The sequence below is a fragment of the Salinispora sp. H7-4 genome (assembly GCF_013416675.1).
GTDB classification, from domain to species: domain Bacteria; phylum Actinomycetota; class Actinomycetes; order Mycobacteriales; family Micromonosporaceae; genus Micromonospora; species Micromonospora vitiensis.
Genome location: NZ_JABZED010000033.1, coordinates 25,012 through 49,826 on the forward strand (window position 1 = coordinate 25,012; position 24,815 = coordinate 49,826).

The following is a 24,815-nucleotide window of genomic DNA, read 5'->3' on the forward strand; positions in this document are numbered from 1 at the left end:
GCCCGCGCCTACGCGCCGTACCCGAACGCCCGGGCGAACCGGACGTCCCCCTCCACCAGGTCCCGCATGTCGCCGACGCCGTGCCGGAACATGACCGTACGGTCGATGCCCATGCCGAAGGCGAATCCGGAGTAGACCTCCGGGTCGATGCCGCAGGCCCGCAACACCCGCGGGTTCACCATGCCGCAGCCACCCCACTCGACCCACTGCGCACCCCTGCGGTGCTCCGGGAACCACACGTCGAACTCCGCCGACGGCTCGGTGAACGGGAAGTAGTGCGGCCGGAAGCGGGTTCGCGCCTGTGGCCCGAACATCTCCCGAGCAAAGTGGTCCAGCGTGCCGCGCAGGTGCGCCATCGTGATGCCACGGTCCACCACCAGGCCCTCGACCTGGTGGAAGACCGGCGCGTGGGTGGCGTCCAACTCGTCGGTCCGGTAGACCCGGCCCGGGCAGATCACGTGGATCGGCGGCGTACGGGTCAGCATCGTCCGCGCCTGCACCGGCGAGGTGTGGGTCCGCAGCACCATGCCGGAGTGCTCCGGCGCGACGTGGAAGGTGTCCATCAACCCCCGCGCCGGGTGGTCCGGCAGGATGTTGAGCGCGTCGAAGTTGGTCCACTCCAACTCGACCTCGGGGCCCTCGGCCACCTCATAGCCCATTCCGACGAAGAAGTCGGTGATCTGCTCCATCAACGTACTGACCGGGTGGCGCGCGCCGACCGGACGCCGGTCGGACGGCAGGGTGACATCCACCCGCTCCTCGACCAGCATTCGCTCGGCCTGCTCCCGCTCCAGTACCTGCGCGCGCGCGGCGTAGGCGCTCTCGATCGACCGGCGGGCCTCGTTGACCCGCTTGCCGGCATCGGCCTTGGCGGCCGGTGGCAACGCGCCGATCTCACGTCGGGCCAGCGACGCCGGGGCCCGGTCCCCGAGGTGGGCCGGGCGCAGCGCGGTCAGCTCATCCGGATTGGCGGCGGCGGCGAACGCCACCTCGGCGGTGGCGACAGCCTCAGCCAGTGCGGCCGGGTCGAGCAGGGCAACCTGCTTCGGGTCGTACGGGTCGTTGCGGTAGGACATGGCGTACAGGCACTCCCTCACGGCGGCGCCGGCCCTTGTCAGGCGGCGAAGCGAGTCTACGGACGTGCGGCTGTGCCGCAGCCCGCCGGTGGGAGTCGTGCGGAGAGCGGGTCAGGCCCGCCGCCCGCCGGCACCGGCGGGCTGGCTAAACGAACGCCGTTGCGCGTTCACGGGCGGCCGCTCTCCTCTACGGTCTCGATCGCGGTTCCTGCCTCCACCGCGGCTACTTCCTCAACCGCTGCTGCTTCCTCGACCGCAGGTGTGGCCTCGGCCGGGTGCGGGGACAACGGCCGGCGCTGCGCTCTCGCTGAAGCGTACAGGCACACCGCCGCCGCGGCAGCCAGGTTAAGGCTCTCCGCCCGCCCATGCAGTGGTACCCGGACCCGGGCCGCGGCGGCCGCGGTCAACTCGGCGGGCAGTCCGTGCGCCTCGGAGCCAAAGACCCAGGCGGTGGGGGCGGCCAACCGGCCGGCATCAACCAGGTCGTCCAGGTCGTCCGCGCCGTACCCGGTGGTGGCCAACACGGCGAGCCCGGCGGCCCGCAGGTCGGCGAGCACCTGCAGCGGATCGGGCGCCCGCACCACGTCCACATGGAACAGGCTGCCCGCCGACGCCCGCACCACCTTGCCGTTGTAGGGGTCGACCGCCGTACCGGCGAAGACCACCGTCTGGGCTCCGGCCGCGTCAGCGGTACGCAGAACCGTGCCGGCGTTGCCCGGATCGCGGATGTCGGCGAGGACGGTGACCAGCCGCGGCGCTCGCGCGAGAGCGGTGGCCAGCGGCAGGTCGAGATGTTGACAGACGGCGATCAGGCCCTGGGGCGCGACCGTCTCGGCGAGACCGGCGAGCGCCGCGTCGGTTACCTCGGAGACGGGTAGGTCAGCGGCGTCGGCCTGGGCGGCCAACTCCCGGTACCGGTCCAGGGCGGCCGGCGTACCGAAGAGTTCCAGGACCGTGCCCGACCGAGCCAGCGCCTCGCGGACCGCCTGTGGTCCCTCGGCCAGGAACCGACCGGTGGCTTCACGGTCCCGGCGGCGGTGCAGCCGGCGGGCCGCCACGATCCGAGGGGTGCGGGGGGTGAGTGGTCCGGAGACGGCGTCGAGGCGCCTCCCGTGCGATCGTGACTGCATGGGAGACGCCTCGCGCTGCCGTGGGTGGATCAGGCGGCCTGGGCCCCGGCGCCGCCGGTGCCCTGCTCCGCGACGGCCGCACGGGCCTTCTCGACGATCGCCGCGAAGGCGGCGGCGTCGTTGACGGCCAGGTCGGCCAGGATCTTCCGGTCGACCTCGATGCCGGCCAGCTTGAGGCCCTGGATCAGGCGGTTGTAGGTGAGCCCGTTGGCGCGGGCACCCGCGTTGATCCGCTGGATCCACAGCTGCCGGAAGTCGCCCTTGCGGTCGCGACGGTCCCGGTAGGAGTACTGCATCGAGTGCAGCACCTGCTCCTTGGCCTTGCGGTACAGCCGCGAGCGCTGACCGCGGTAGCCACTCGCGGTCGCGAGCAGGGTACGGCGCTTCTTCTGGGCGTTCACAGCCCGCTTGACGCGTGCCATCTCAGCTCCTTCGTTGGTTCAGGGTGGCGCGCGTCAGCGGCCGAGCAGCTTCTTGATGCGCTTGACATCCGACTTGGCCACCTCGACCCGCCCGGTCAACCGGCGGGTACGGGTGGAGGACTTCCCCTCCAGGAGGTGGCGCAGGCCGGCCTGCTGCTTCACGATCTTGCCTTTGCCGGTCACCCGGACGCGCTTGCCCATCCCGGTGTGGCTTTTCATCTTCGGCATGTGGAACGTCTTCTCCCCTGCTACTCGCCGGCAGTTCCGGCGGGTCCGGCCGCCTCGGCCGGCGGTGCTGCCGCGGCGGCACCGGACTCCCGCTCGCCCCGCGGCAACGCGCCGCCGCGGGCCGCCGTGGCGGCAGCCTTGGTGGCGCGGTGCGGTGCGAGCACCATGATCATGTTTCGACCGTCCTGCTTCGGCGCGGCCTCGACGTACCCCAGCTCCGAGATCTCGGACTCGAGCCGACGCAGGAGCCGGTAGCCCAGCTCCGGGCGGCTCTGCTCGCGACCCCGGAACATGATCGTCACCTTGACCTTGTCGCCCGCCTTGAGGAACCGCACCACGTGACCCTTCTTGGTCTCGTAGTCATGCGGATCGATCTTAGGCCGCAGCTTCATTTCCTTGATGACGGTCTGCTGCTGATTACGCCGCGCTTCGCGCGCCTTCAGTGCGCTCTCATACTTGAACTTGCCGAAGTCCATGAGCTTGCACACCGGCGGGCGCGCCATTGGCGCAACCTCGACCAGGTCCAGGTCGACGTCCGCGGCCAGCTGAAGGGCGCGCTCCAGCGGGACGATGCCCACCTGCTCACCCTCGGGGCCGACCAGTCGGACCTCACGTGCCCGGATCTGCTCGTTCACGCGTGGTTCGACGCTGATGGGGCCTCCTCGAGTCGAGTCTTCTGCATTGCCGACCCGGCGGCTCCCGGGTGGGAGCCGACCCGGAAAGCAGAAGGCCCCGGCAGCTGCCGGGGCCCGCTCGACCGGTCGACACGACCAGATAGTCGCGCATCCGACACCGAGGCGTGCTCGGAATCGGGGACCGGACCCGGCCGCCGCGCGGCGACTCAGGTGGGAGCAGGCGCTCCGCTTTCAAAGCCAGCCGCGAAGCCGCAGCTAGCCTGGTCGTTTCCCGTAGCCTACACCCCGCGCCGGTCCACCCCAAACCGGGCATCAGCCCCGCGCCGCCGACCGCCGCTGTCAGTGGCCGGCAGGGTCAGTGGCGGCCAGGGTCAGTGGCCGCCGGGGTCAGTTGCGGCGGTGCCCGCAGCCAGCCGGGCCTGGTGCAGCCGGCGCAGCCGGCGGACCGCGTCCACCGCAAGCTCCTTGTCGGCGGCCTGGAGAGCAAGCATCGGCACCAAGTCGTCATCGTGCAGCTCAAGGCTGGCCCAGGGCGCCCCGCGGTCGAACCGGACGCCACGGACAAGCTCCCAGGGCAGCTCGTACGAGCCGATCACGTTCTGCACCCGGACCCGCTGCGCGTCAGCCTCCACCCGCGGCCGGGTGAAGAGCAGGAAGGCAAGCGCGCCGAGCACACCGAGACCGACCATGCCGAGTTGGTCGCCGCGCTGAAACGAGCCATAGCCGCTGCCGGTCGCACCGTGCAGCGACGTCGCCAGCACCGTGAACAGCAGCACCAGGGCAATCGCCGAGGCCCAGCAGACCAGCCGGATGCGCCGGGGCCGAATCCGGAACGCTTCGGTTTCGCTCACCGCACCAGTCTGCCACCCACACCCGGGCCGCCCGCGCCCGGCACACAGCCGGGCGCGGCGAGACGCCGGCGGGGGCAGCTCACCACGGCCGGAGGCGGGCCGGCACGGCGGCCCGTCCGGGGACGGAAGTCCCGGCTGCTCCCGGCCCGGCTTCGCATTCCCAGCCCGGCTTCGCATTCCCGGCCCGGATCAGAGCCGGCAGGCCTGAATGTCCGTGACCAGGATCGCGCGGGCGCCGACCTGGTACAACTCGTCCATGATCCGGTGCACATCGTCGCGGAGCACCATCGCCTGCACCGCTACCCAGCCCTCCCGGTGCAGCCGGGAGACGGTGGGCGACTCGATGCCCGGAGTCAACGAACTGGCCCGAGCCAACAGGTCGGCCGGGACGTCGTACGTCAGCATCACGTAACGCCGGGCGACGAGCACGCTCTGCAGACGGCGGAGCAGCAGCTCACACTGCGGGTGGGGCGGCGCGGCAGAGCGGCAGACCAGGACGGCGGACGAACGCAGCAGCGGCTCACCGAAGACCACCAGGCCGGCCTGACGCAGCGTGGCACCGGTCTCCACCACATCGGCGACCACGTCGGCGAGGCCCAGCCGGATGGCGTTCTCCACCGCGCCGTCCAGGCGGATCACGTCGGCCTTGACGCCCAACTCGGCGAGGTGCCGCTCCACCAGGCCGGGGTACGCGGTAGCGACCCGACGCCCGTCCAGGTCCTGCCCCGAAGCGATGTCCTCGGGGCGGGCGGCGAATCGGAAGGTGGCCTGGCCGAAAGCCAGGTCGACCACCTCGGTGGCGGGCGCACCGGAGTCGACCAGGAGGTCCCGGCCGGTGATGCCGACGTCCAGGTCCCCGGAGCCGACGTAGGTGGCGATGTCCTTGGGACGCAGGTAGAAGAACTCAATGTCGTTCGACTCGTCCCGGCAGACCAGGTCCTTCGGGTCGGTTCGCTGGCGGTAGCCCGCCTCGCGCAACATCTGAGCGGCCTTCTCGGCCAAGGTCCCCTTGTTGGGTACCGCGACTCGCAGCATGGCGGAATGCTCCTTGTCGAAAAAGCGGGAGGGTCGGTCGGCACGGGGACACTCACAGATGTCGGTAGACGTCCTCGAGGTCGAGGCCAGTAGCGAGCATCAACACCTGCACCTGGTAGAGCAGCTGGGAGAGCTCCTCGGCGGTCCGCTCGGGCCCCTCGTGCTCGGCTGCCATCCAGGACTCGGCCGCCTCCTCGACGACCTTCTTGCCGACGAAGTGCACCCCCTTGTCCAGGGCTGCGACGGTGCCCGAGCCGGGGGTGCCGGCAGCGGCCTTGGCCTGCAGCTCGGCAAACAACTCCTCGAACGTCTTCACAGGGTCGATTCTTGCAACCGGCCGGCCACCGCTGCTCCACCGGGACCGGTGTGTCCCACGATGCCGAAGCGTCAGGCGCCGAAGCCCACCCGCGGGGCGGCGCCAGCCAGGCCCCGAACCGCGAGCGCCGCGTCGAGGACCGCGACGGTCGTCGCCCAGCCCTTGTCCTCCGCCGACCCGGGCAGCCCGGCCCGGTCCCGAGCCTGCTCGATCGTCTCCACGGTCAGCACACCGTGCCCCACCGGCTTCCCCTCATCCAGGGCGACCCGGGTAAGCCCATCGGTAACCGACCGGCAGACGTAGTCGAAGTGAGCGGTGGCCCCCCGGACCACCACCCCGAGCGCCACCACCGCGTCGCAGCGCCGGGCGAGCGCCTGCGCCACCACGGGTAGCTCCACCGAGCCGGCCACGCGGGCCACCGTGGCACCGGCCCCACACGCTTCGGCGGCAGCAACTGCCCGGTCGAGCATGTGGTCGGTGAGCTCGCCGTGCCAGCGGGCAGCGACCACCCCAACGGTCATACCCGCGGCAACAACAGCATCGATACCCGGTTCCCCGAAGCCCGCCATCCCTATGCTCCAATCCCATCACCGACGACGGTGCGGCCCGTCGGCGCCTCGACAACCTCGTCGAACTCCAACAGATGTCCCATCCGGTCCCGCTTGGTTCGCAGGTAGTCCACGTTCTCGGGGTGCGGGCGAACCGGCAGGTCCAGGCGGCCGGTGACGGTCAGGCCGTACCCCTCCAGGCCAGCCCGCTTGGCCGGATTGTTGGTCAACAGCCGCATCGACCGCACCCCCAGGTCGTAGAGGATCTGCGCCCCGGTGCCGTAGTCCCGCGCGTCCGCGGGCAGGCCGAGCTCCAGGTTCGCGTCCACGGTGTCCCGGCCCAGGTCCTGCAACTGGTACGCCTGGAGCTTGTGCAACAGCCCGATGCCGCGCCCCTCGTGGCCACGGAGGTAGAGCACGACTCCGCGGCCTTCCTGGGCGACCCGCTCCAGGGCAGCGTCCAGTTGCGGGCCACAGTCGCAGCGCAACGAGCCGAAGACGTCACCGGTGAGGCACTCGGAGTGCACCCGTACCAGCACGTCCCGCCCGTCGCCGAGATCACCCAGCACCAGGGCGACGTGCTCGGCCGAGTCGTAGTCGCCGCAGTACCCCAGTGCCCGGAAGACCCCGTGCCGGGTGGGGAGCCGCGCCTCGGCGACCAGCTCGACCTGCTTCTCCGTCCGCCGGCGATACGCGATCAGGTCCGCGATGGTGACCAGGAGCAGCGAGTGCTCGGCGCAGAACCGCTCCAGGTCCGGGCCCCGCATCATGGTGCCGTCGTCGTTGACCAGCTCGCAGAGGACGCCCACGGGGCGTAGCCCGGCCAGCCGGGTGAGGTCGGTCGCGGCCTCGGTGTGACCGGGCCGGCGCAACACACCCCCCTCGCGGGCCCGCAGCGGGACCACGTGACCGGGCCGGGCCAGATCCTCCGGCCCGGTGCCGGGGTCGGCGAGCAGCCGGATCGTGTGTGCCCGGTCGGCGGCGGAGATGCCGGTACTCACGCCCTCCCGGGCATCCACGGTCACCGTGTAGGCGGTGCCGCGCCGGTCCTGATTGGTGTGGTGCATCGGCGGCAGGTCCAGCCGCTCACACTCACCCTCGGTCAACGCCGCACAGATGTAGCCGGAGGTGTAGCGGACCATAAAGGCGACCAGCTCGGGCGTGGCCAGCTCGGCCGCGAAGATCAGGTCGCCCTCGTTCTCCCGGTTGGCGTCGTCGACCACGACGACGGGCCGGCCGGCGTTGATCTCCGCCATCGCTCGTTCGATCCTGGCAAAAGTGGTCACGCCGCAGCCTCCGCATAGCTCGATGGAATCGGCACGAGGTCGGTACGAGCAGCACGCGACGTCCGCCACCAGGCGGCGAGTCCCCAGACGCAGAAGGCGCCGTAGACGAGGTACATGGCCGCCGAAGGGTAGAACCCGCCGCGCAGCAGCAGTGGCAGTCCGACCACGTCGACGGCGATCCAGATCAGCCAGAAGTCCACATATCCACGGGCCATGCCGTACGTGGCGAGCAGGCTGCCGGTCAGGATCCAGGCATCCGGCAGCGGCCCCCACGAGCCCAGGGCGGCGAGGACCGGGTAGCTGACGGCGATCCCGACGATGGCAGCCACCAGCAGTACGAGCCGCTCCCGCCCGGTGGCCCAGCGGGGCTCCACCGCAGCGGCGGAACCGTCGCCGCCCCGGCGGCGATTCCGTGACCAGCGCCACCAGCCGTAGAGGCCGATCCCGAAGAAGAAGACCTGCCGGCCCGCCTGGCCGTAGAGGTCATGTGCCTGTGGGGTGGCGAACGCTCCGCCGAGGAAGACGGTGAACAGCAGCGCGTTACCGATCATGCCGACCGGCCAGGCCCACACCACCCGGCGCAGGCCGAACATCGCAGCGGCCAGGCCGAAGACGTTGCCGACGATCTCGCGGACCAGCACCGGCGAGCCGGCGAGGCTCACCTGCGCGTCCAGCAGCCAGCCGAGCGGCCCCATCACGCCGGCCCGCCCACCGGCGCGGTACCGGGCCGGTCAACAGCGGCGGGCAGGTCAACAGCGGCGGGCAGGTCGTCAGCGGCGGGCAGGTCGGCCGGCCCGGCCAGCTGGCCACCGCCGAGCAACCGCTCGACGTATTTGGCCAGGACGTCGACCTCGAGGTTGACGATGTCGCCGATGCTCCGGGAGCCCAGTGTCGTCAGCCGCAGGGTGGTGGGGATCAGGCCCACCTCGAACCAGTCGGGCCCGACACCCGCCACGGTCAGGGACACCCCGTCAACGGTGATCGACCCCTTCGTCACCACATAGCGAGCCAGGTCGGTGGGCAGGCGGAAGCGGACCGTCTCCCACCGCGCGGCCGGTTCCCGGGCCAGCAGCTCGCCAACACCGTTGACATGCCCCTGCACCAGGTGGCCACCGAGGTGGCTGCCGAGGATGGCGGCCCGCTCCAGGTTCACCCGGTCACCGACGCGCAGCGCGCCGAGCGCGGAGCGCCGCAACGTCTCGCCCATCACGTCGGCGGTGAAGGTACCGCCGGCGAGTTCCACCACGGTCAGGCAGACTCCGTTGACCGCGATGGAGTCACCGGGCTTGGCGTCGGCGACGACCAGCGGGCCGTCGATGGTGACCACCGCGGAATCCTCCGCGCTCTCCGCGATGCGGATGACCGCACCGAGTTCCTCGACGATGCCGGTGAACATCTCAGCCCTCCCTCTTCCGGGGCAGTGCGGTGATCCGCAGGTCGGGACCAACCTGGGTAACGTCCACGACCTCACAGTCGATGGCATCAGTGATCGTGGTCACCCCCGCGTCCGCCAACGCGGTAGGGCCGGCACCGAGCAACCGGGGCGCGACGTAGCCGACGATCTTGTCTACCAACCCGGCGGCGAGGAAGGCGCCGGCCAGCCGCGGCCCTCCCTCCAGCAGCGCGGCGCGCACCCCGCGCTGGTGAAGCGCGGCGAGCAGCGCCGACAGATCGACTCGGCCCACCGAATCGGTACCAACCTCCTCGGCGGTGGCGATCCAGGTGGACGCGGCGTCGTCGCGGACCCGGGCTCCGGCCGGGGTCCGGCCCGCCGAGTCCACCACCACCCGCAGCGGCTGCCGGATGGCGAGGCTGCCGTCGCGCAGGTTCCGAACGGTCAGGCGCGGGTCGTCGGCGAGGACGGTACCCACCCCGGCGATAACGGCATCCACCGTGCCGCGCAGCGCGTGTACATCCATCCGGGCCGCCTCGGAAGTGATCCACATGCTGGTGCCGTCGGCCGCGGCGGACCGCCCGTCCAGCGTCGCCGCGTACTTCCAGACGAGGTACGGCCAGCCCCGACGCGTTGAGGTCAGCCACGCGATGTTGCCCGCCTCCGCCTCAACGGCGCGTACGCCCAGGTCGACCCGGATCCCGGCGGCCCGCAGCGTGGCGGCACCACCGGAGGCAGCCTGGTTCGGGTCGGGTACGGCGATCACCACCCGGGCGACGCCCGCCTGCACCAGAGCGGTGCTGCACGGGCCCGTACGGCCGGTGTGATCGCAGGGTTCCAGCGTGACCACCGCGGTGCCGCCCCGCGCACGCTCCCCCGCGTGGGCGAGCGCGACGATCTCGGCGTGCGGCCCACCGGCGTACGCGTGGAAGCCCTCACCGACGACCTGACCGCCCGGGTCAAGCAGCACGCAGCCGACGACCGGGTTGGGGCTGGTGGTACCGAGGCCGCGCGCGGCAAGTTCAACTGCGCGACGCATCGCCTCATCTACGGAGACGCCGGCCATGCCTTGCCCTCCCGCCCGCCGGTCGGTGCGCGGGCGGCGATGGGAGCGGCGGCATCGGGCCGCAGGCGTGCGGTGGCGGAAATCCGGGAACGGCACAGCCGCCCCGGGAGGACCGCACGGCACGCCGAAACCGGCGGCCGGGCAGGGCCCGTCCGTCCCGCGCGCTGTCTCCCATCCGGACTGTCTGGACGCGGGCAGGCCCGCACCCAACCGTCGGCCCCGGATTTTCACCAGGTCCACCGGGCGGACGAACCGCTCCCGGGTCGCGGGCTTACCACGGTCAGGCCGTGGATCACCGCCGGTTCGGAATTACACCGAGTCCCGCCAGCGCGTGGTGGGTACTACCCGAAGTCTTACACGTTCTGGGGGGCCAACGGCTACCCCCAGCGCGCTACTTCACAGAACGATGACTCGAATCCGACACCCCGCGACGCCGGTCCACCGCCACGTACGACCCCGGCTGGCTCTTGGCCACCGACTTCATCTCGGAGGCGATCGTCATCGCCGCCAGTGGATTCGTGAGCCGTTTGTCGGCATCCGAGACCGAGACGCCGATCGAGAGGGTGACCAGCGCGGCGCGGCGTAGGTTGCCCCGCCGATCCTTGAGCTCCACGTAGCCGCGGGCAGCGTCGGGCGGGTCGTACAACGCGTCGGCCGCCTGCTCGAAGTCCGAGGAGACCTGCGAGGTCAGTTGCCGGACCTGTTCCGGCGTGCTGACGAAGATGAAGTCGTCGCCGCCGACGTGGCCCAGGAAGGCCGGTGGCAGCCCCACCGAGACGACCGCCTGGTGCAGGCTGCGGGCAAGCGCGGAGATGAAGTCGTCACCGCGGACGAACCCGTAGACGTCGTTGACGCTCTTGAAACGGTCAATGTCGATGTAACCGACCGCGTAGTCGGCCCCGACCCGGATCCGGTCGGCGATCTCCCGACGGATCCGGCTGTTGCCGGGTAGCCCGGTCAGCGGCGAGACCTCGCGGAACTCCTTGTTCCGGCGCAGCGTGGAGCTGACCCGGGCCACCAACTCGGCAGTATCGAAGGGCTTGACCAGGTAGTCGTCGGCACCGGCGCTGAGGCCGTGCACCTTGTCCACGGTCATCCCCTTGGCGGTCAGCATGATCACCGGGAGGGCGGCGGTCATCGGGTTGGCCCGAAGCCGTCGGGTCAGCTCCAACCCGTCCATCCGGGGCATCATCAGATCGACCACGGCCAGGTCGGGGCGGTGCCGCGCGATCACCTCAAGCGCCGCCTGGCCGTCACCGGCATGGATTACCTCGTAACCGTGCAACCGCAGGTTGAACTCGACGAACCGGGCGATGTCCTCGTCGTCGTCAACGACCAGAATGACGTCCTGGCGATCCCCGTCGGGCTCCACGTCAGGCCCGAGGCGCCGCGCACCGGGCCAGGGAACGCAGCCGGCGTACGGCCTCGGCCGGGTCGTCGGCGCCGAAGACGGCGGTGCCGGCGACGAAGGCGTCCGCGCCCGCCTCGGCGGCCTCGGCGATGGTGTCCACGGCGATCCCACCGTCGACCTCGATGCGCAGCTCCAGGTGACCAGCGTTGACGTGTCGACGGGCGGTGCGCACCTTGTCCAACAGGTTCGGAATGAACCGCTGCCCACCGAACCCTGCCTTGATCGTCATGATCAACAGAGTGTCGAAGCTGGGCAGCAGGTCCAGGTACGGTTCGATCGGGGTGTCCCGGTCAATCGCCAACCCCGCCTTCGCACCGGCCGACCGGAGCTCCTTGGCCAGCGCTACCGGGTCGGCACAGGCCTCGGCGTGAAACGTCACGTTGTACGCCCCGGCGTCGGCGTAGCCGGGCGCCCACCGCCGCGGATCCTCGATCATGAGGTGCACGTCAAAGGGAAGCCGGGTGGCGGCCCGCAGGCTCTGCACGACCGGCAACCCGATCGTCAGATTCGGCACGAAGTGGTTGTCCATGACATCCACGTGCACCCAGTCGGCGGTGTCTTCGATGGCACGGACCTCGTCGGCGAGACGGGCGAAGTCGGCGGCCAGAATGCTCGGAGCGACGATTGGCAGCGGTACGGTCACGAGGCCAGTGTACGAACGCAGCCCCCCGTCGCCACCGGTGCGGCCCCCACCGGGCCGTTCAGGTGCGCCTCGCGGCTACCCGAAGGAAACTCACCATTGTGGCCGGGACGCCCGGCGACGCCGTCGCTCCACAACGGTCGTGGACGGGCGATCCGGCGGACGGGCGACGCCTACCGAGGTTTGCCGGCGGCACACCGGAACCGGTTTGCCACGTGCCGTAAGCTGCCGCACCGTGGCGTGTTCGACGCCATACCTACCGCGCCCGGGGAGGCCGCCGGATGAAACGAGTCACGCTGTCCGCCACCGTGGTGGCCCTGACGCTCGCCGGATGTGCTGCCGCACCGCCGGGAACCGACGGCGACCTGGTTGACGACTGGGCCCCCCTCGCCGCCGCTACGGGTTTCACGCCCGAGGCGGGCACCTGCCATCCCACCATAACCGAGGTCGGCTACCGCAGCGCGTACACGCCGACTCCCTGCGACCAGCCGCACATCTTGGAGACCCTGTACGTTGGCACGCTGACCGGGGCCGACGCGACGGGCACCCGGCCACCGAAAGCCGGCTCGGCCGAGATGCACACCGCCTACGCCACCTGTGAGCAGGAGGTGAACGAGGCACTGGGCGCCGACTGGCGCAGCGGACGGATCGGCCTCGGCGTCATTTTCCCATCGCGAGCTGGATGGGAGGGTGGCTTCCGCTGGTTCCGCTGCGACGTCGGCGAGCAGGAGAGCCTGGACGATCCGAGCGCGGTGTCCCGCACCGCCAGCCTGGTTGGCGCGCTCAAGGGCGACTCCCCGCTTCGGCACACCTGCTTCGAGCCGACCCTGAACGACGACCAGGTCGACACGATGGCACCGGTGGCCTGCACCAAGAAGCACCACGCCGAGTTCGTCGGCGCCTGGACCGCACCGGACACCGACTACGCCGAGTTCGAGGACAACGAGGACCGGACCGGCAAGGACTGCTACAAGCTGATTGCCGAGTACGCCGGGGTGCCCCGCAGCGACGTGGAGTACCGCACCGGCTACATCTACTACAGCCCGTCGGAGGATCAGTGGCTCACCGGCAACCGGGGGGTGCAGTGCTTTCTCTGGCTCGACGAGCGGAACCTGACCCGGTCGATGAAGGACGCGGGCAAGGCCGGCCTGCCGCTGTAGTGCAGACCGCTGTTTGCGGGCCGCGTCCGGGACGGTTGACGGCCCGGGCTGGCCGAACCGGGGTGGTCACGCCGCGCATCGCGCGGACTGACCACCCCGGCGGGTCAACGGAACGCGCCCGACCGAACGGCACGGGACCAGCTCAACCCCGGCGCAGCACCGCCAGGGTCAGCCGCGACCCAGCACCGCCAGGGTCAGCCCCGGCGCAGCACCGCCAGGAACATGGCGTCGGTGCCGTGCCGGTGCGGCCACAGCTGCACCGTCGGCCCGTCACCGAGCCCCGGCATTCCCGTCGGCAACAGCGGACGGGCGTCAACGAAGTCGACCGGCACCCCCGCGCGGCGCGCCGCCTCGGTCACCGTCACGTGCGTCTCGACGACGTGCGGCGAACAGGTCACGTATGCCACCAGGCCACCCGGGCGGACCGCCCGCAGCCCCGCGCTGAGCAGTTCCCGCTGCAACCGGGTCAACGCCGGCAGGTCCGACGGCTGCCGGCGCCAGCGTGACTCGGGTCGCCGGCGCAGCGAGCCCAGACCGGTGCAGGGCGCGTCCACCAGCGCCCGGTCGAAGTGCCCCTCCGCGAGCTTCGGCGTCGCGCCGACGGTACGACCATCCGTGTTGAGCACGGTCACCGGCAGATCGCGGGTGGCCTGCTGGACAAGACGGGCCCGGTGCTCGGACACCTCCACCGCGGTCAGGCGCGCACCACGCTGGGCGGCGATGGCACCGAGCAGGCCGGACTTGCCCCCGGGCCCCGCGCACAGGTCGAGCCAGCGACCGTCGGGGCCGTCCAGCGGCGCCACCGTGAGAGCGTCGGCCACCAGTTGAGAGCCCTCGTCCTGGACATGGGCCCGCCCCTCGATGAGCGCCGGCAGGTCGCCGGGGGCGCCCCCACCGGAGTAGACCGCGTACGGGGAGAAGGCACCCGGGGCACCGCCGACCTCATCGGCCAGGGCCACCGGATCGGCCAACCCCGGGCGGGCGCAGAGGTGCACCGGCGGACGCTCGTTGTCCTCGATCAGCAACCGGGTGGTCTCACCGAGGTCGCCGCCGAGCGCCTCGGCGAACGCCCGCACGATCCACTGCGGATGGCTGTACGCGAGTGCCAGGTGCCCGATCGGGTCGGTCTCCAGCGGCGGGGCGAGCCGGGCCACCCAGGCGTCGTTATCCCGGCTGGCGACCACTCGGAGCACCGCGTTGGCGAAACCCGTCGCCCCCGGTCCGACCGAGCGGACCAGGTCAACCGTTGCCGAGACCGCGGCGTGGGCGGGCACCCGGGTGTGGAGCAGTTGGTACGCGCCGAGCCGCAAAGCGTCCCGAACCGGCGGATCGATGCGGGACACGTCCCGGCCGGCGGCCTCGGTGAGGATCGCGTCGAGGGTTCCGAGCCGGCGCAGCGTCCCGTACGTCAGCTCGGTGGCGAAGGCGGCGTCCCGGCCGACCAGACCCGCGTCGCGCAGGATCGCCGGGAGCACAAGGTTGGCGTACGCGTCGTCCCGGTTGACCGCGGCGACCGCCTGATACGCGGCGTGCCGGGGCAGGTCAGCGGCGCTCCGGCCGGTGGGGCGGCCGCGCCCGCCTGCCGTCGGCCGCTCGCCGCCACGACCCCGCCGCTCCGGGCGGCGCTCGGGTCCGGCACCGGAGCGACCGCGGCCGGCGGCGGGACGACCGGCCCGGAAACCACCGGCCCGGTCCACGTCCTGGCCGTCTACCGGGCCCGTCATGCCAGGACCTCCCCAGCGCTCACCCGGACGCCGCGTGCCCAGTCACTCGCCGGCATCGCCTTCTTGCCCGCCGCCCGGATCTCACCGAGCGCAACCGGGGTGGTGGCGGTGCCGGCAAGCACCCGGGCTTTCTCCACCAACAGCTCACCGGGCTTCAGCTCGGGGCCATCGGCGACGAGGGTGACCGGGCCGAGCTTGACCCGCTCGTCGCGGAAGGTCGTCCACGGGCCGGGAGCCGGGGAGCAGGCCCGGACGCGCCGGTCCACGGCGAAGGCGGGGTCACCCCAACGCACCCGGGCGTCCGCCACGGTCAGTTTCGGCGCCAGGCTCACCCCGTCGTTCGGTTGCGGCTGCGCCCGTGCGCCGCCCGCCTCGATCGCATCCAGCACCGCGATCAGCAGCTCGGCGCCGGAGTGCGCCAGCCGCTCCAGCAGGTCGCCCGAGGTGTCGGCGGGCCGAACCTCGTCGGTGACGGTGCCGTACACCGGGCCCGTGTCCAGGCCCTCCTCGAGCTGGAAGACACTGGCACCGGTCACCTCGTCGCCGTGCAGCAGGGCGTGCTGCACGGGAGCCGCGCCGCGCCAGGCGGGCAACAGGGAGAAGTGCAGGTTGACCCAGCCGTGCCGCGGAATCTCCAGGGCGGCCGGCGGGACCAGCGCGCCGTACGCGACGACGGGCACACAATCCGGTGCCAGGGTGCGCAGCCGGTCGAGGAACTCCGGCTCCCGCGGCCGGGCCGGGGTGAGGACCTCGACGCCGTGCTCGTCGGCCCAGGCGCCCACCGGGGAACGGGATAGGCCCCGGCCCCGGCCCGCCGGAGCATCCGGGCGGGTGAGAACCGCTACCAGTTCATGCCGGGAGGCGGCCACCGCGGCGAGGGTGGGGACGGCGACAGCCGGCGTGCCGGCGAAGATCACGCGCATCGGCCGGTCACCGCCCCAGGCCGAACGGGTTGGCGGCGGCGTGCGGGCTGAGCTTCACCGTCGGCGGGGCCGCCGGGTCGTACCACTCGGCCCGGCGGATCTCCTTCATCGCCGCCTTGCGGCCGGCCGGATCGAGCCGGTCGATGAACAACACCCCGTCCAGGTGGTCGGTCTCGTGCTGCACGCAGCGGGACATCAAACCGGTACCGACGATCTGCACCGGATCGCCGTAGCCGTTGAAGCCCTTGGCAACCACGTTCTGCCGGCGCTTCGTGTCGAAGTACAGACCCGGCAGCGACAGGCAGCCTTCCGGGCCGTCCTGCTCCTCGGCGTCGGGGAACTCCAACACCGGGTTGACCAGGTGACCGACCATGTCGTCCACGTCGAAGGCGAACACCCGCAGGCCCACGCCGAGCTGCGGCGCGGCCAGACCGGCGCCGTTCTGCTCACGCATCGTGTCGATCAGGTCAGCGACAAGCTTGCGCAGTTCGACATCGAAGTCGACCACCGGGTCGGCCGGCGTGCGCAGCACCGGGTCGCCGAAGAGGCGGATGGGCTGGACGGTCACGCGGATTGGCTCCTTCGTGGGCTTGGCAACGGGCGTGCCGTACCAGTCTACGGAGTGCCCAGAGCGACCCCGGCCGGCGTACCGTGATCAGCGGCTACGGCACCGACGGTCACCGGAAGCGTCTCGTAGCCACGCAGGGTCAGCCGGTTCCGGCGGGTGGGCTCGCCGGCCAGCGCGAGCTCGGGCAGCCGGCGCAGCAACAGCGGAAAGGCGACCTGGGCCTCCAGCCGGGCCAGCCCGGCGCCGAGGCAGTAGTGCGCGCCGGCGCCGAAGGACAGCGGGGGCGACTGGGCCCGCCGCGGGTCGAACCGAGCCGGATCAGTAAACCGCGCCGGGTCGCGGTTGGCCGCGCCGAGCAGCACCAGCAGCCAGCTCCCCGCGGGCAGCTCAACCCCGGCGAGAGGCACCGACTCGCGGATAGTACGGGTGGTCAACTGCACGGGTGAGTCGTACCGCAGCAGCTCCTCCACGTAGCCGGGAGCGAGCTCGGGCTGATCCCGCAGGGCGGTCACCGAGTCGGGGTGGTCCAGGAGCACGACCAGACCGTTGCCGAGCAGGTTCGTGGTGGTCTCGAAGCCCGCGACCAACAGCAACACGAGGTTGGCCAGCAGCTCCTCGCCGGACAGCCGGTCACCGTCGGCGTCGTGCGCCTGCACCAGGGCGGTGGTCAGATCGTCGGCGGGGGTTCGGCGGCGCTGGGCGACCAGCTCGGTGAAGTAGTCGCGCAGCTCACCGGCGCCAGCGTCGGCGACGGCCAACTCCTGCGGGGTGATCTCCGGCTCCAGAACGCCGGTCAGATCACTGGCCCAGCGCCGAAACTGAGCCCAGTCAGCCGCCGGTACCCCGAGCAGGGCGCAGATCACCGCGACCGGCAACGGATAGGCGAAGCTGCTCAGGAAGTCCACCGGAGCACCGCCCCGACCGGCCCGGATCATCTCGTCGACCAGACCGTCGGCCTGGGCGGCTACCACCTCGCGGAGGGCGGCGACCCGGCGCGGGGTGAACGCCTTCGCGGCCAACCGGCGCATTCGGCTGTGGTCCGGCGGATTGGCCCGGATCATCGACCGGGAGATCGACATCATCGCCGGGCTCTCCTGCCAATGCGGGAAGACACCGTCGCGCTCTTCGTCGTCCATCACCCCGAACCGGGGGCTTCGCAACACCGTGTCGGCCTCGGTGTACCCGGTGACCACGAAGAAGCCGGCCGCCGTCGGAACCACCGGTCCGTGCGCGCGCAACCGCTCGTACGTGGGATAGGGGTCGAGCCGGCCCGACGGTGACATCAGCAGTGTGACCGCCTCAGATGCATCCATTCGCCACCTCCTATATCAGGGTCAGGTGGCCCATCATGCACGCTCAGTCGGCGGGCCGTAACCCCCTGCGTCCGGGGTTGACGGGGATGGCGGCCTGGCGCTCAGACGCCGGGCTCCCCCGCCAACACCGCACCGCCGCCCAACAGGGCCGGTTCGGGCAGCGGCAGATCGATCCCGTGCGCGGCCGACCAATCGTGGATCATGCTGGGCCGGACCTGGGCCGCGAAGTAGTCGATCGCACTCATCCCACCGACGACGGGCTCGTCAACCTCGGCGACGAGCCGGGCGGGCACCAGCCGGCACCCGTCCTGCAACGCGGCGCTGAGTCGACGGTGCCCGTCCACAACGAAGAAGTGCTCCCCGGTGTAACCAATCCGCAGCGGCTCCAGCGGCTCGTCGCCAGCCGCGGCGGCATCGCCGCCGGACGCGTCGTCCCACCGGCCGCGGAGGGTGACGATGTCCTCGGTCGGGTACACCCGGGCCGGGTCGAGCAGCAGCAGCGGCGGAGCCTCCCGCAGCACCTCGGGGCAGAGCCGTCCTTCGTACGCGGCGACGATGTGCTCGATCACCTCGGCGGCGCCAGCCCGGGTGGTGTCACAGATCAGGTCGTAGTTGCGCAGCTGGGCCTTGTCCACGCCGTAGCGGATGATGAACCGGTTCCGCTCACTTTCGCTGCGCTCCATGAGCCGGGCCTTCGCCTCCTCCAGGGAGGTGTACTGCTCGGCCGGGCCAGATGGACGCAGCAGCACCCGCCGGGCAGCCTCCCCGGGCTCGGTGATCATGTGCACCTTGAGCGCGTCGGTGAAGAAGTGCCAGGCGAGCCGCGAGTCCATCACCAGGCACTCGCCGGAGGCCGCGATATCCCGTTGGAGTTGGTCGACATAGCCGTCCACGGCCTGATCCAGTTCGGCGTGCAGGTTGAGCTGGAGCGCGGTCATCTGCCGCTCCTGGGCCATCTGCCGGTAGAGATCACCCACGCTGACCCGACGCATGCCGAGGCGCTCGGCGATCTCCACGGAGACGGTGCTCTTGCCACTGCCGAGGTCGCCGTTGAAGACAATCGATTGAGGAACGATCACGACTGGTCCACCTATGATTGCGGGCTGTTAACACTCGCCGGCACCGCGCCACCCGACGCGCTCCGTCGCCATCGCCGTTGAACCGGCGCCGGCTCCGGCCGGGCGTATCGAACGACACACCATGACCTGAGCCTTTATCCGGCCCGACATGAGGGGCGATGCTACCACCCGGATCCGCCCCCATCCCCACACAGCGTGTCCGTCGCGACGACTTCGGCAACCCTCAGTAACTGTCGTCTTCCGCTGAGTTGTTGGATCAGAAGAGGGTCAGCGGGTCGACCTGGAGCCGGAGTGGATCAGCAGCCTTACGGGCGGTGCGCACCCCGGCCGCCGAGTGCAGGGCGGCGGCCAGGGCCGCGGCCCGGGCACGGGGAACCCGGACCAGCATCCGTTCCCGGTCGCCGTCGGCGGGCACCGGGCCCAGCAGCTCCGCCTCCGCCGGTAGCCGGGACTCGTCGAGCAACTCGGCGACGGCCGTCGGCGGCCCGGTGACGCTCGCCATCCGCACCGCCGGTGGAAAACCGAGCTCCCGGCGTTCGGCGAGTTCGCGGGCCGCGAACCAGCCAGCGTCCCAGCGGAGAAGTGCCTGCACCGGGGCGAGCGCACCGTCGGCGACCACCACCACCCGGCCGCCGTCCGACCCGGGGCGGGCCAGGGCGGCGGCGGCGAGCCAGCGCCGCAGCGCCTCCTCCCCCGCCCGCAGATCGGCCCGGGTCAACAGGGCCCACGAGTCCAGCAGCAACACCGCCCCATAACCGCCATCGGCCACCGGCTCGGCACCCGGGGTGGTGATGACCAACCCGGCGCCACCGGGGACCGTCGCGAGGACCTCCTCCCGCCCAGAGGTGCGCACCGGCACACCGGGAAAGGCCCGGCCCAGTTCCTCCGCCGTCCGTCGGGCACCGGTGACCGAGGCGCGTAACCGCCGGCCCCGGCACTCCGGACAGGCGTATGCGGCGGCGACGCGGGCGCACCAGCGGCAGACCGGCGCGCCCCGCGCCGAGGGAAGCGCGAGCGGCCCGGCGCAGTGCAGGCAGCGCGCCGGAGCCCGGCAGGTGGCGCACGCCACCGCCGGCAGATAGCCACGCCGCGGCACCTGGACGAGGACCGGCGCATCGGCGGAGAGGGCAGCGCGCGCCACGGTCCAGGCCAGGCTGGGCAACCGGGCGGTAGCTGCACCCGGGTCCCGGGCCAGCTGGGGGTCGTCGCCGGTGGGGGCGATCGCCGGCATCCGCGCCCGGACGGCGGCGCGGGCGGCCGTGACCTCGCGGGCCCACCCGGTCTCCACGAGCAGCTGCGCCTCGGCGGTTCGGGCATAACCGCCGATCAGGGCAGCGGCGCCAGTCAGCTGGGCGCGGGTCAGCAACACCTCGCGGGCGTGCGGGTAGGGGGCGCGGGGCTCGGCGTGCAGGTCGTCACCGTCGTCCCAGATGGCGACGAGACCGAGTCGCGGCACCGGCGCGAACATGGCGGCCCGGGTGCCGATCACCACCGGTACCTGACCCCGCCGGGCGGCGAGGAACGCCCGGTAGCGGCGGGCCGGACCGAGCGCGGCGGTCAGTTGGACGTGCCGGCCGGGGCCGAGCACGGCGGTCAACGCCGAGTCGAGCCGGTCGAGGTCCCGGGCGTCGGCGACGACCACGACCGCGCTCCGGCCACCGGCGACGGTCGCCGCGACCGCCTCGGCGTAGCGGGCGGGCCACTCCTCCCCCGGCAGAGCGGACCAGACCGCGCGGGGGGCACGGCCGTCGGCGAGGGCCCGCAGGAGGGCTGGGCCAGTCGGGTAGCCCGACCAACCAACCGGATCAACCGGCCCGATTCCCGCATCCGGCCCGATTCCCGCATCCGGCCCGATTCCCGCATCCGGCCCGGCCGGATCCGCCGCGGGGGGCGGTTGCGGCTCCTTCTCGACCCGGGCGTGCCGGGGCGGAACAGCGAGGCGAAGCACGTCGGCAAGGCTGCCGGCGTACCGGTCGGCGACGGCGCGGGCCAGGCGGGCGATCTCCGGAGCGAGGGCCGGCTCCGGGGAGACGACCTTCTCCAGGTACGCGAGCCGGGGGTGGGCGGATTCGCTCACCCGCTCCAACAGCCAGCCGTTGACGAGCTGACCGGCGAAGCGGACCTTCACCCGGGTGCCGGGAACAGCATCGACATCGAGCGCCTCGGGCACCAGGTAGTCGAAGGGTCGATCGAGGTGGGCCAGGGGAACGTCCACGCAGACACGAGCGACCGGCGACCCGTTCGCGGGCCGCCGGTCGCTACGCGGGGTATTACTCAGGCGCCCGCTACCGACTTGAGGTCAGCGGCGCGGTCGGTGCTCTCCCAGGTGAAGTCGGGAAGTTCTCGACCGAAGTGTCCGTACGCCGCGGTCTGCGAGTAGATCGGCCGCATCAACTTCAGGTCCCGGATGATCGCCGCCGGCCGAAGGTCGAACACCTCCGTCACCGCCTTCTCGATCCGCTCCACCGGCACCGTCTCGGTGCCGAACGTCTCCAGGAACAGGCTCACCGGCTGCGCCTTGCCGATGGCGTACGCCACCTGCGCCTCGCACCGCTCCGCCAGCCCGGCCGCCACCACGTTCTTGGCCACCCACCGCATCGCGTACGCCGCCGAGCGGTCCACCTTGGATGGGTCCTTGCCCGAGAACGCTCCGCCGCCGTGCCGCGCGTACCCGCCGTAGGTGTCCACGATGATCTTCCGGCCGGTCAGGCCCGCATCTCCCATCGGGCCGCCAACCTCGAACCGGCCCGTCGGATTCACCAGCAGCCGGTAGTCTTCGGTGTCCAGCCCCAGCCCGAGACTCTCGACCTCCGGTGCGATCACGTGCTCCCGGATGTCCGGCGTCAGCAGCGACTCCAGCGACACATCTGCCGCGTGCTGCGACGACACCAGCACGGTGTTCAGCCGCACCGGCCGCAGTCCCTCGTACTCCACCGTCACCTGCGTCTTGCCATCCGGACGCAGGTACGGCACCACACCGTCGCGCCGCACCTGTGCCAGGCGGCGGGACAGCCGATGCGCCAACGCGATCGGCATCGGCATCAACTCCGGGGTCTCCGAGCAGGCGAACCCGAACATCATCCCCTGGTCGCCAGCGCCCTGCGCATCCAACACGTGCTCGGACGCACCGGTACGCAGCTCAAACGCGTTGTCGACGCCCTGGGCGATATCTGCCGACTGTGACCCAATCGACACACTTACCCCGCAGGACGCCCCGTCGAAGCCCTTTCGCGACGAGTCGTAACCAATATCCAGAATCGTCCGACGCACGATCGACGGGATGTCGGCGTAGGCCTGGGTGGTTACCTCACCCGCAACATGCACCTGACCGGTTGTGATCAGCGTCTCCACTGCAACCCGGCTACGCGGGTCCTCTGCCAGCAACGCATCGAGGATCCCGTCACTGATCTGGTCAGCAATCTTGTCAGGGTGACCTTCGGTGACCGATTCGGAAGTGAAGAGGCGGCGTGTCACGGCACTCCTAAGTCAGGGAAACTCGTTCCGCGGCAGTTTAGTCACTCGCGCCCGGTACCGGATCCCCCTATCGCGCACTGATCCAGCTATCCGGGACAGCCGGCCAGCCGGGAGACGATGAGGTCCCAGACACCGTCGGCGAGGTCTTCCTTGGACTGCTCGGGCATCCGGCTGACCGATCCGTCCGCGCCGATGACAGTCGCCGCGTTGGTGTCGGCGCCAAAAACCCGGTCCGGGCCGACCTCGTTGATGACGATGAGATCCGCCCGCTTACGGGCGAGCTTGGCTCGACCGTTGGCCTCGGCGTCACTGGTCTCCGCGGCGAAGACCACCAGCACCTGCTCCGGGCGACGACGCTTCCCGAGCTCGGCGGCGATGTCCGGGTTCGCGACGAGCTCAATTGTGGGCGCGCTGCCGTCGTCCGACTTCTTGATTTTGCCAGTCGCGTACGTCGCCGGACGGAAATCGGCGGGAGCCGCCGCCAGCACCACCGCGTCCGCGCGGTCGGCAGCCGTCAACGTGGCGTCGCGCAGCTCGGCGGTCGTACCGACCCGTACCAGGTCCACGCCGGCCGGATCGGGCAGCGCGACGTTGGCGGAGACCAGGGTGACCCGGGCTCCTCGCGCCACCGCGGCGCGGGCGAACGCGTACCCCTGCTTGCCAGAGGAGCGATTACCGAGAAACCGGACCGGGTCAAGCGGCTCCCGGGTGCCCCCGGCGGTGACGAGCACGTGCTTCCCGGTGAGGTCCGCTGGGGCGGCGGCGTCGCGAGCGAGAACGCGTCGGGCCACGGCGAAGAGCTCCGCCGGGTCCGGTAGCCGCCCCTTGCCGGTGTCCGTTCCGGTGAGCCGGCCGACCGCCGGCTCGACGACCCGCACCCCACGGGAGCGCAGCGTCGCCACGTTGGCCACCGTCGCCGGATGTTCCCACATCTCGGTATGCATCGCCGGCGCCAGGACCACCGGGCAGCGAGCCGTCAGCAGAGTGTTGGTGAGCAGGTCGTCCGCGAGCCCATGAGCGGCCCGCGCGAGCAGGTCGGTGGTGGCCGGAGCCACCACGACCAGGTCCGCCTGCTGACCCAGCCGCACGTGCGGCACCTCGTGCACGTCGGACCAGACGTCGTCGGCGACGGGTTGACCGGAGAGCGCCGACCAGGTCGCGGCCCCGACGAAGTGGAGCGCCGATGCGGTCGGCACGACCCGGACGCGGTGACCGGACTCGGTGAAGAGCCGCAGCAGCTCGCAGGCCTTGTACGCGGCGATCCCGCCACCGACCCCGAGGATGATCCGGGGGGACATCGTTGGGTACGCGCTACGGCTGGTCGGTGGGCTCAGCGGTGAGCAGGCCCCCGTTGATCTCCCGCATGGCGATCGAGAGCGGCTTCTCCTGCGGGGTCGTCTCGACCAGCGGGCCGACGTACTCCAGCAGGCCCTCACCGAGCTGGCTGTAGTAGGCGTTGACCTGACGGGCCCGCTTGGCGGCGAAGATGACCAGCGCGTATTTCGACGTGGTCTTCTCGAGGAGCTCGTCGATCGGCGGGTTGGTGATGCCTTCGGGGTTGGTGGCGATGGATCCCACGTGTTGACCTCTGCGTCTGTGACACCGCTCGCGGTGCTGGCGGTCAACCGCGCACGCGCGGTCGCGCCGGAGCTATGAATGACGAACCGAACAATCCTACCAGCTCGTCCACGACCTGCGCAGTCCGGCCATGCACGATGGTATGCGCGAAATGCGGCTCGGTGACCGGATCGGTCACCGAGCCGGGTGGGTGCAGCAGCACCAACCGGGCCGTCGGCAACACGACCCGCAGCCGCAGCGCCCCGGCCAGATCCATCGGGAGCAGAGCCGGCGCCCCAGCGGCCAGTCGGGACCGCAGGGGTTGCCCCGGCGTACCGCGCCGGTACCGGCCGATCTGGCTCCATTCCAGCAGATCGCCGGCGGCCAGCAGCCGGTCGAACTCGGTCGGGTCGAGGAAGACCCGGTCGACCCCGGCCACCTCGCCATCCCGCCGGGGGCGGGTGGTCACCGGCACCGGCGTCCACACAGTAGGCAGGCGCGCCCGGACCAACCCAGCGACACCATCCCGACCGGAACCCGACGGTCCGGTCAGGATGGTGAGCCGGGCCGCCGGGCGCGCCTCACCATCCGTGCTCACTGCTCGTTTCTACACGGCTGCCGACCTCAGTTGGCGGCGAACTCCCCAAGCAGGGCCTTGCGCTGCTGTTCGCCGAGCCCACGCAGGCGCCGGCTATCGGCGATCTTGAGCTTCTCCATGATCTGGGTCGCCCGGATCTTGCCGATTCCCGGCATCGCCTGCAGGACAGCGGATACCTTCAGCTTGCCGACGACATCGTCGGACTCGGCCCGCTCGAGAACGGCTCCGAGCGTTGTCTTGCCCTGCTTGAGCTGCTCCTTCAGCTCAGCACGGGCCTTGCGGATCTCCGCGGCCTTCTCCAGCGCTGCTGCGCGCTGCTCAGGGGTCAGTGACGGGAGCGGCACCAGTTCTCCTCAGGTCCCTATCGCGACGGGCGAACGCA

The 24,815-nt window shown here is 71.4% G+C and carries 27 protein-coding genes; 1 reads left to right on the top strand and 26 read right to left on the bottom strand.

Annotation, left to right across the window (positions count from 1 at the left end):
- Nucleotides 1-8: 8 nt before the first annotated feature.
- The 15 genes from pheS to rpe form a co-directional block, all read right to left on the bottom strand.
- Entirely contained in the window at nucleotides 9-1,076 is a 1,068-nt protein-coding gene (gene pheS, locus H0524_RS14605; RefSeq protein ID WP_180199133.1) for a phenylalanine--tRNA ligase subunit alpha, read from the bottom strand.
- A gap of 167 nt (nucleotides 1,077-1,243) precedes the next feature.
- Entirely contained in the window at nucleotides 1,244-2,206 is a 963-nt protein-coding gene (locus tag H0524_RS14610) for an RNA methyltransferase (RefSeq protein ID WP_180199134.1), read from the bottom strand.
- A 29-nt stretch (nucleotides 2,207-2,235) separates the two neighbouring features.
- Nucleotides 2,236-2,628 (bottom strand): 50S ribosomal protein L20, encoded by a 393-nt coding sequence (gene rplT, locus H0524_RS14615; RefSeq protein WP_018215009.1) that lies wholly within the window; start codon nucleotides 2,626-2,628, stop codon nucleotides 2,236-2,238.
- Between the two features lie 33 nt (nucleotides 2,629-2,661).
- Nucleotides 2,662-2,856 carry a 50S ribosomal protein L35 gene (rpmI, locus tag H0524_RS14620; protein ID WP_018722829.1) on the bottom strand — a complete coding sequence of 65 codons (195 nt, stop codon included), beginning with the start codon at nucleotides 2,854-2,856 and terminating at the stop codon, nucleotides 2,662-2,664.
- A gap of 20 nt (nucleotides 2,857-2,876) precedes the next feature.
- On the bottom strand, nucleotides 2,877-3,491 hold the full coding sequence (gene infC / locus H0524_RS14625; RefSeq protein ID WP_011905774.1) for a translation initiation factor IF-3: 615 nt from the start codon (nucleotides 3,489-3,491) through the stop codon (nucleotides 2,877-2,879).
- Nucleotides 3,492-3,862: 371 nt separating this feature from the next.
- On the bottom strand, nucleotides 3,863-4,342 hold the full coding sequence (locus H0524_RS14630) for a PH domain-containing protein (protein ID WP_180199135.1): 480 nt from the start codon (nucleotides 4,340-4,342) through the stop codon (nucleotides 3,863-3,865).
- Nucleotides 4,343-4,531: 189 nt separating this feature from the next.
- Nucleotides 4,532-5,377, bottom strand: coding sequence for an ATP phosphoribosyltransferase (gene hisG / locus H0524_RS14635; protein ID WP_180199136.1), 846 nt, complete (start codon nucleotides 5,375-5,377; stop codon nucleotides 4,532-4,534).
- A 52-nt stretch (nucleotides 5,378-5,429) separates the two neighbouring features.
- Complete coding sequence (locus H0524_RS14640; protein WP_018725694.1) at nucleotides 5,430-5,693, bottom strand: phosphoribosyl-ATP diphosphatase; 264 nt, start codon at nucleotides 5,691-5,693, stop codon at nucleotides 5,430-5,432.
- A 71-nt stretch (nucleotides 5,694-5,764) separates the two neighbouring features.
- Complete coding sequence (gene ribH, locus H0524_RS14645) at nucleotides 5,765-6,262, bottom strand: 6,7-dimethyl-8-ribityllumazine synthase (RefSeq protein WP_180199137.1); 498 nt, start codon at nucleotides 6,260-6,262, stop codon at nucleotides 5,765-5,767.
- Nucleotides 6,263-6,264: 2 nt separating this feature from the next.
- Nucleotides 6,265-7,527 carry a bifunctional 3,4-dihydroxy-2-butanone-4-phosphate synthase/GTP cyclohydrolase II gene (locus H0524_RS14650; protein WP_026322388.1) on the bottom strand — a complete coding sequence of 421 codons (1,263 nt, stop codon included), beginning with the start codon at nucleotides 7,525-7,527 and terminating at the stop codon, nucleotides 6,265-6,267.
- On the bottom strand, nucleotides 7,524-8,222 hold the full coding sequence (pnuC, locus tag H0524_RS14655; RefSeq protein ID WP_180199257.1) for a nicotinamide riboside transporter PnuC: 699 nt from the start codon (nucleotides 8,220-8,222) through the stop codon (nucleotides 7,524-7,526). Before pnuC ends, H0524_RS14650 begins: the two co-directional genes overlap by 4 nt.
- Nucleotides 8,222-8,923: a riboflavin synthase gene (locus H0524_RS14660; protein ID WP_180199138.1), complete on the bottom strand. Its 702-nt coding sequence runs from the start codon at nucleotides 8,921-8,923 to the stop codon at nucleotides 8,222-8,224. Before H0524_RS14660 ends, pnuC begins: the two co-directional genes overlap by 1 nt.
- Nucleotide 8,924: 1 nt before the next feature.
- Nucleotides 8,925-9,986: a bifunctional diaminohydroxyphosphoribosylaminopyrimidine deaminase/5-amino-6-(5-phosphoribosylamino)uracil reductase RibD gene (gene ribD, locus H0524_RS14665; protein WP_180199139.1), complete on the bottom strand. Its 1,062-nt coding sequence runs from the start codon at nucleotides 9,984-9,986 to the stop codon at nucleotides 8,925-8,927.
- A 391-nt stretch (nucleotides 9,987-10,377) separates the two neighbouring features.
- Nucleotides 10,378-11,358, bottom strand: a complete 981-nt coding sequence (locus tag H0524_RS14670) for a response regulator (RefSeq protein WP_018725688.1) — start codon at nucleotides 11,356-11,358, stop codon at nucleotides 10,378-10,380.
- Nucleotide 11,359: 1 nt separating this feature from the next.
- Nucleotides 11,360-12,040 carry a ribulose-phosphate 3-epimerase gene (gene rpe / locus H0524_RS14675; RefSeq protein ID WP_180199140.1) on the bottom strand — a complete coding sequence of 227 codons (681 nt, stop codon included), beginning with the start codon at nucleotides 12,038-12,040 and terminating at the stop codon, nucleotides 11,360-11,362.
- Between the two features lie 278 nt (nucleotides 12,041-12,318).
- Between rpe and H0524_RS14680 the strand changes: the two genes are divergently transcribed.
- Complete coding sequence (locus H0524_RS14680; RefSeq protein WP_180199141.1) at nucleotides 12,319-13,197, top strand: septum formation family protein; 879 nt, start codon at nucleotides 12,319-12,321, stop codon at nucleotides 13,195-13,197.
- 194 nt (nucleotides 13,198-13,391) lie between these two features.
- On the opposite strand, the gene H0524_RS14685 is transcribed toward H0524_RS14680, so the two are convergent.
- The 11 genes from H0524_RS14685 to mihF form a co-directional block, all read right to left on the bottom strand.
- Nucleotides 13,392-14,921, bottom strand: a complete 1,530-nt coding sequence (locus H0524_RS14685; protein WP_180199142.1) for an RsmB/NOP family class I SAM-dependent RNA methyltransferase — start codon at nucleotides 14,919-14,921, stop codon at nucleotides 13,392-13,394.
- The gene (gene fmt / locus H0524_RS14690) at nucleotides 14,918-15,844 is read right to left on the bottom strand and encodes a methionyl-tRNA formyltransferase (protein ID WP_180199143.1); all 927 of its coding nucleotides are present in this window, start codon (nucleotides 15,842-15,844) and stop codon (nucleotides 14,918-14,920) included. The genes H0524_RS14685 and fmt overlap by 4 nt, the downstream gene beginning before the upstream one ends.
- 7 nt (nucleotides 15,845-15,851) lie before the next feature.
- The gene (gene def, locus H0524_RS14695) at nucleotides 15,852-16,412 is read right to left on the bottom strand and encodes a peptide deformylase (RefSeq protein ID WP_180199144.1); all 561 of its coding nucleotides are present in this window, start codon (nucleotides 16,410-16,412) and stop codon (nucleotides 15,852-15,854) included.
- Nucleotides 16,413-16,459: 47 nt separating this feature from the next.
- Nucleotides 16,460-17,725, bottom strand: coding sequence for a cytochrome P450 (locus H0524_RS14700; protein ID WP_180199145.1), 1,266 nt, complete (start codon nucleotides 17,723-17,725; stop codon nucleotides 16,460-16,462).
- Nucleotides 17,726-17,826: 101 nt separating this feature from the next.
- The gene (locus H0524_RS14705) at nucleotides 17,827-18,804 is read right to left on the bottom strand and encodes an AAA family ATPase (protein ID WP_180199146.1); all 978 of its coding nucleotides are present in this window, start codon (nucleotides 18,802-18,804) and stop codon (nucleotides 17,827-17,829) included.
- Between the two features lie 256 nt (nucleotides 18,805-19,060).
- Nucleotides 19,061-21,019, bottom strand: a complete 1,959-nt coding sequence (locus tag H0524_RS14710; protein ID WP_180199147.1) for a primosomal protein N' — start codon at nucleotides 21,017-21,019, stop codon at nucleotides 19,061-19,063.
- A gap of 59 nt (nucleotides 21,020-21,078) precedes the next feature.
- On the bottom strand, nucleotides 21,079-22,278 hold the full coding sequence (gene metK / locus H0524_RS14715; RefSeq protein WP_018725679.1) for a methionine adenosyltransferase: 1,200 nt from the start codon (nucleotides 22,276-22,278) through the stop codon (nucleotides 21,079-21,081).
- Between the two features lie 86 nt (nucleotides 22,279-22,364).
- Nucleotides 22,365-23,576 (bottom strand): bifunctional phosphopantothenoylcysteine decarboxylase/phosphopantothenate--cysteine ligase CoaBC, encoded by a 1,212-nt coding sequence (gene coaBC, locus H0524_RS14720; protein ID WP_180199148.1) that lies wholly within the window; start codon nucleotides 23,574-23,576, stop codon nucleotides 22,365-22,367.
- A gap of 13 nt (nucleotides 23,577-23,589) precedes the next feature.
- On the bottom strand, nucleotides 23,590-23,856 hold the full coding sequence (gene rpoZ, locus H0524_RS14725; RefSeq protein ID WP_011905754.1) for a DNA-directed RNA polymerase subunit omega: 267 nt from the start codon (nucleotides 23,854-23,856) through the stop codon (nucleotides 23,590-23,592).
- Between the two features lie 43 nt (nucleotides 23,857-23,899).
- Nucleotides 23,900-24,433 (bottom strand): guanylate kinase, encoded by a 534-nt coding sequence (locus H0524_RS14730; RefSeq protein ID WP_180199149.1) that lies wholly within the window; start codon nucleotides 24,431-24,433, stop codon nucleotides 23,900-23,902.
- 26 nt (nucleotides 24,434-24,459) lie between these two features.
- The gene (mihF, locus tag H0524_RS14735) at nucleotides 24,460-24,777 is read right to left on the bottom strand and encodes an integration host factor, actinobacterial type (protein ID WP_007458370.1); all 318 of its coding nucleotides are present in this window, start codon (nucleotides 24,775-24,777) and stop codon (nucleotides 24,460-24,462) included.
- Nucleotides 24,778-24,815: the final 38 nt, after the last annotated feature.

Bases quoted from the DNA above. Each gene is read 5' to 3' on its own strand.
- pheS (WP_180199133.1), bottom strand. From the start codon at position 1,076: ATGTCCTACCGCAACGACCCGTACGACCCGAAGCAGGTTGCCCTGCTC.
- H0524_RS14610 (WP_180199134.1), bottom strand. From the start codon at position 2,206: ATGCAGTCACGATCGCACGGGAGGCGCCTCGACGCCGTCTCCGGACCA.
- rplT (WP_018215009.1), bottom strand. From the start codon at position 2,628: ATGGCACGCGTCAAGCGGGCTGTGAACGCCCAGAAGAAGCGCCGTACC.
- rpmI (WP_018722829.1), bottom strand. From the start codon at position 2,856: ATGCCGAAGATGAAAAGCCACACCGGGATGGGCAAGCGCGTCCGGGTG.
- hisG (WP_180199136.1), bottom strand. From the start codon at position 5,377: ATGCTGCGAGTCGCGGTACCCAACAAGGGGACCTTGGCCGAGAAGGCC.
- ribH (WP_180199137.1), bottom strand. From the start codon at position 6,262: ATGGCGGGCTTCGGGGAACCGGGTATCGATGCTGTTGTTGCCGCGGGT.
- pnuC (WP_180199257.1), bottom strand. From the start codon at position 8,222: ATGGGGCCGCTCGGCTGGCTGCTGGACGCGCAGGTGAGCCTCGCCGGC.
- H0524_RS14660 (WP_180199138.1), bottom strand. From the start codon at position 8,923: ATGTTCACCGGCATCGTCGAGGAACTCGGTGCGGTCATCCGCATCGCG.
- ribD (WP_180199139.1), bottom strand. From the start codon at position 9,986: ATGGCCGGCGTCTCCGTAGATGAGGCGATGCGTCGCGCAGTTGAACTT.
- H0524_RS14680 (WP_180199141.1), top strand. From the start codon at position 12,319: ATGAAACGAGTCACGCTGTCCGCCACCGTGGTGGCCCTGACGCTCGCC.
- H0524_RS14685 (WP_180199142.1), bottom strand. From the start codon at position 14,921: ATGACGGGCCCGGTAGACGGCCAGGACGTGGACCGGGCCGGTGGTTTC.
- fmt (WP_180199143.1), bottom strand. From the start codon at position 15,844: ATGCGCGTGATCTTCGCCGGCACGCCGGCTGTCGCCGTCCCCACCCTC.
- H0524_RS14700 (WP_180199145.1), bottom strand. From the start codon at position 17,725: ATGGATGCATCTGAGGCGGTCACACTGCTGATGTCACCGTCGGGCCGG.
- coaBC (WP_180199148.1), bottom strand. From the start codon at position 23,576: ATGTCCCCCCGGATCATCCTCGGGGTCGGTGGCGGGATCGCCGCGTAC.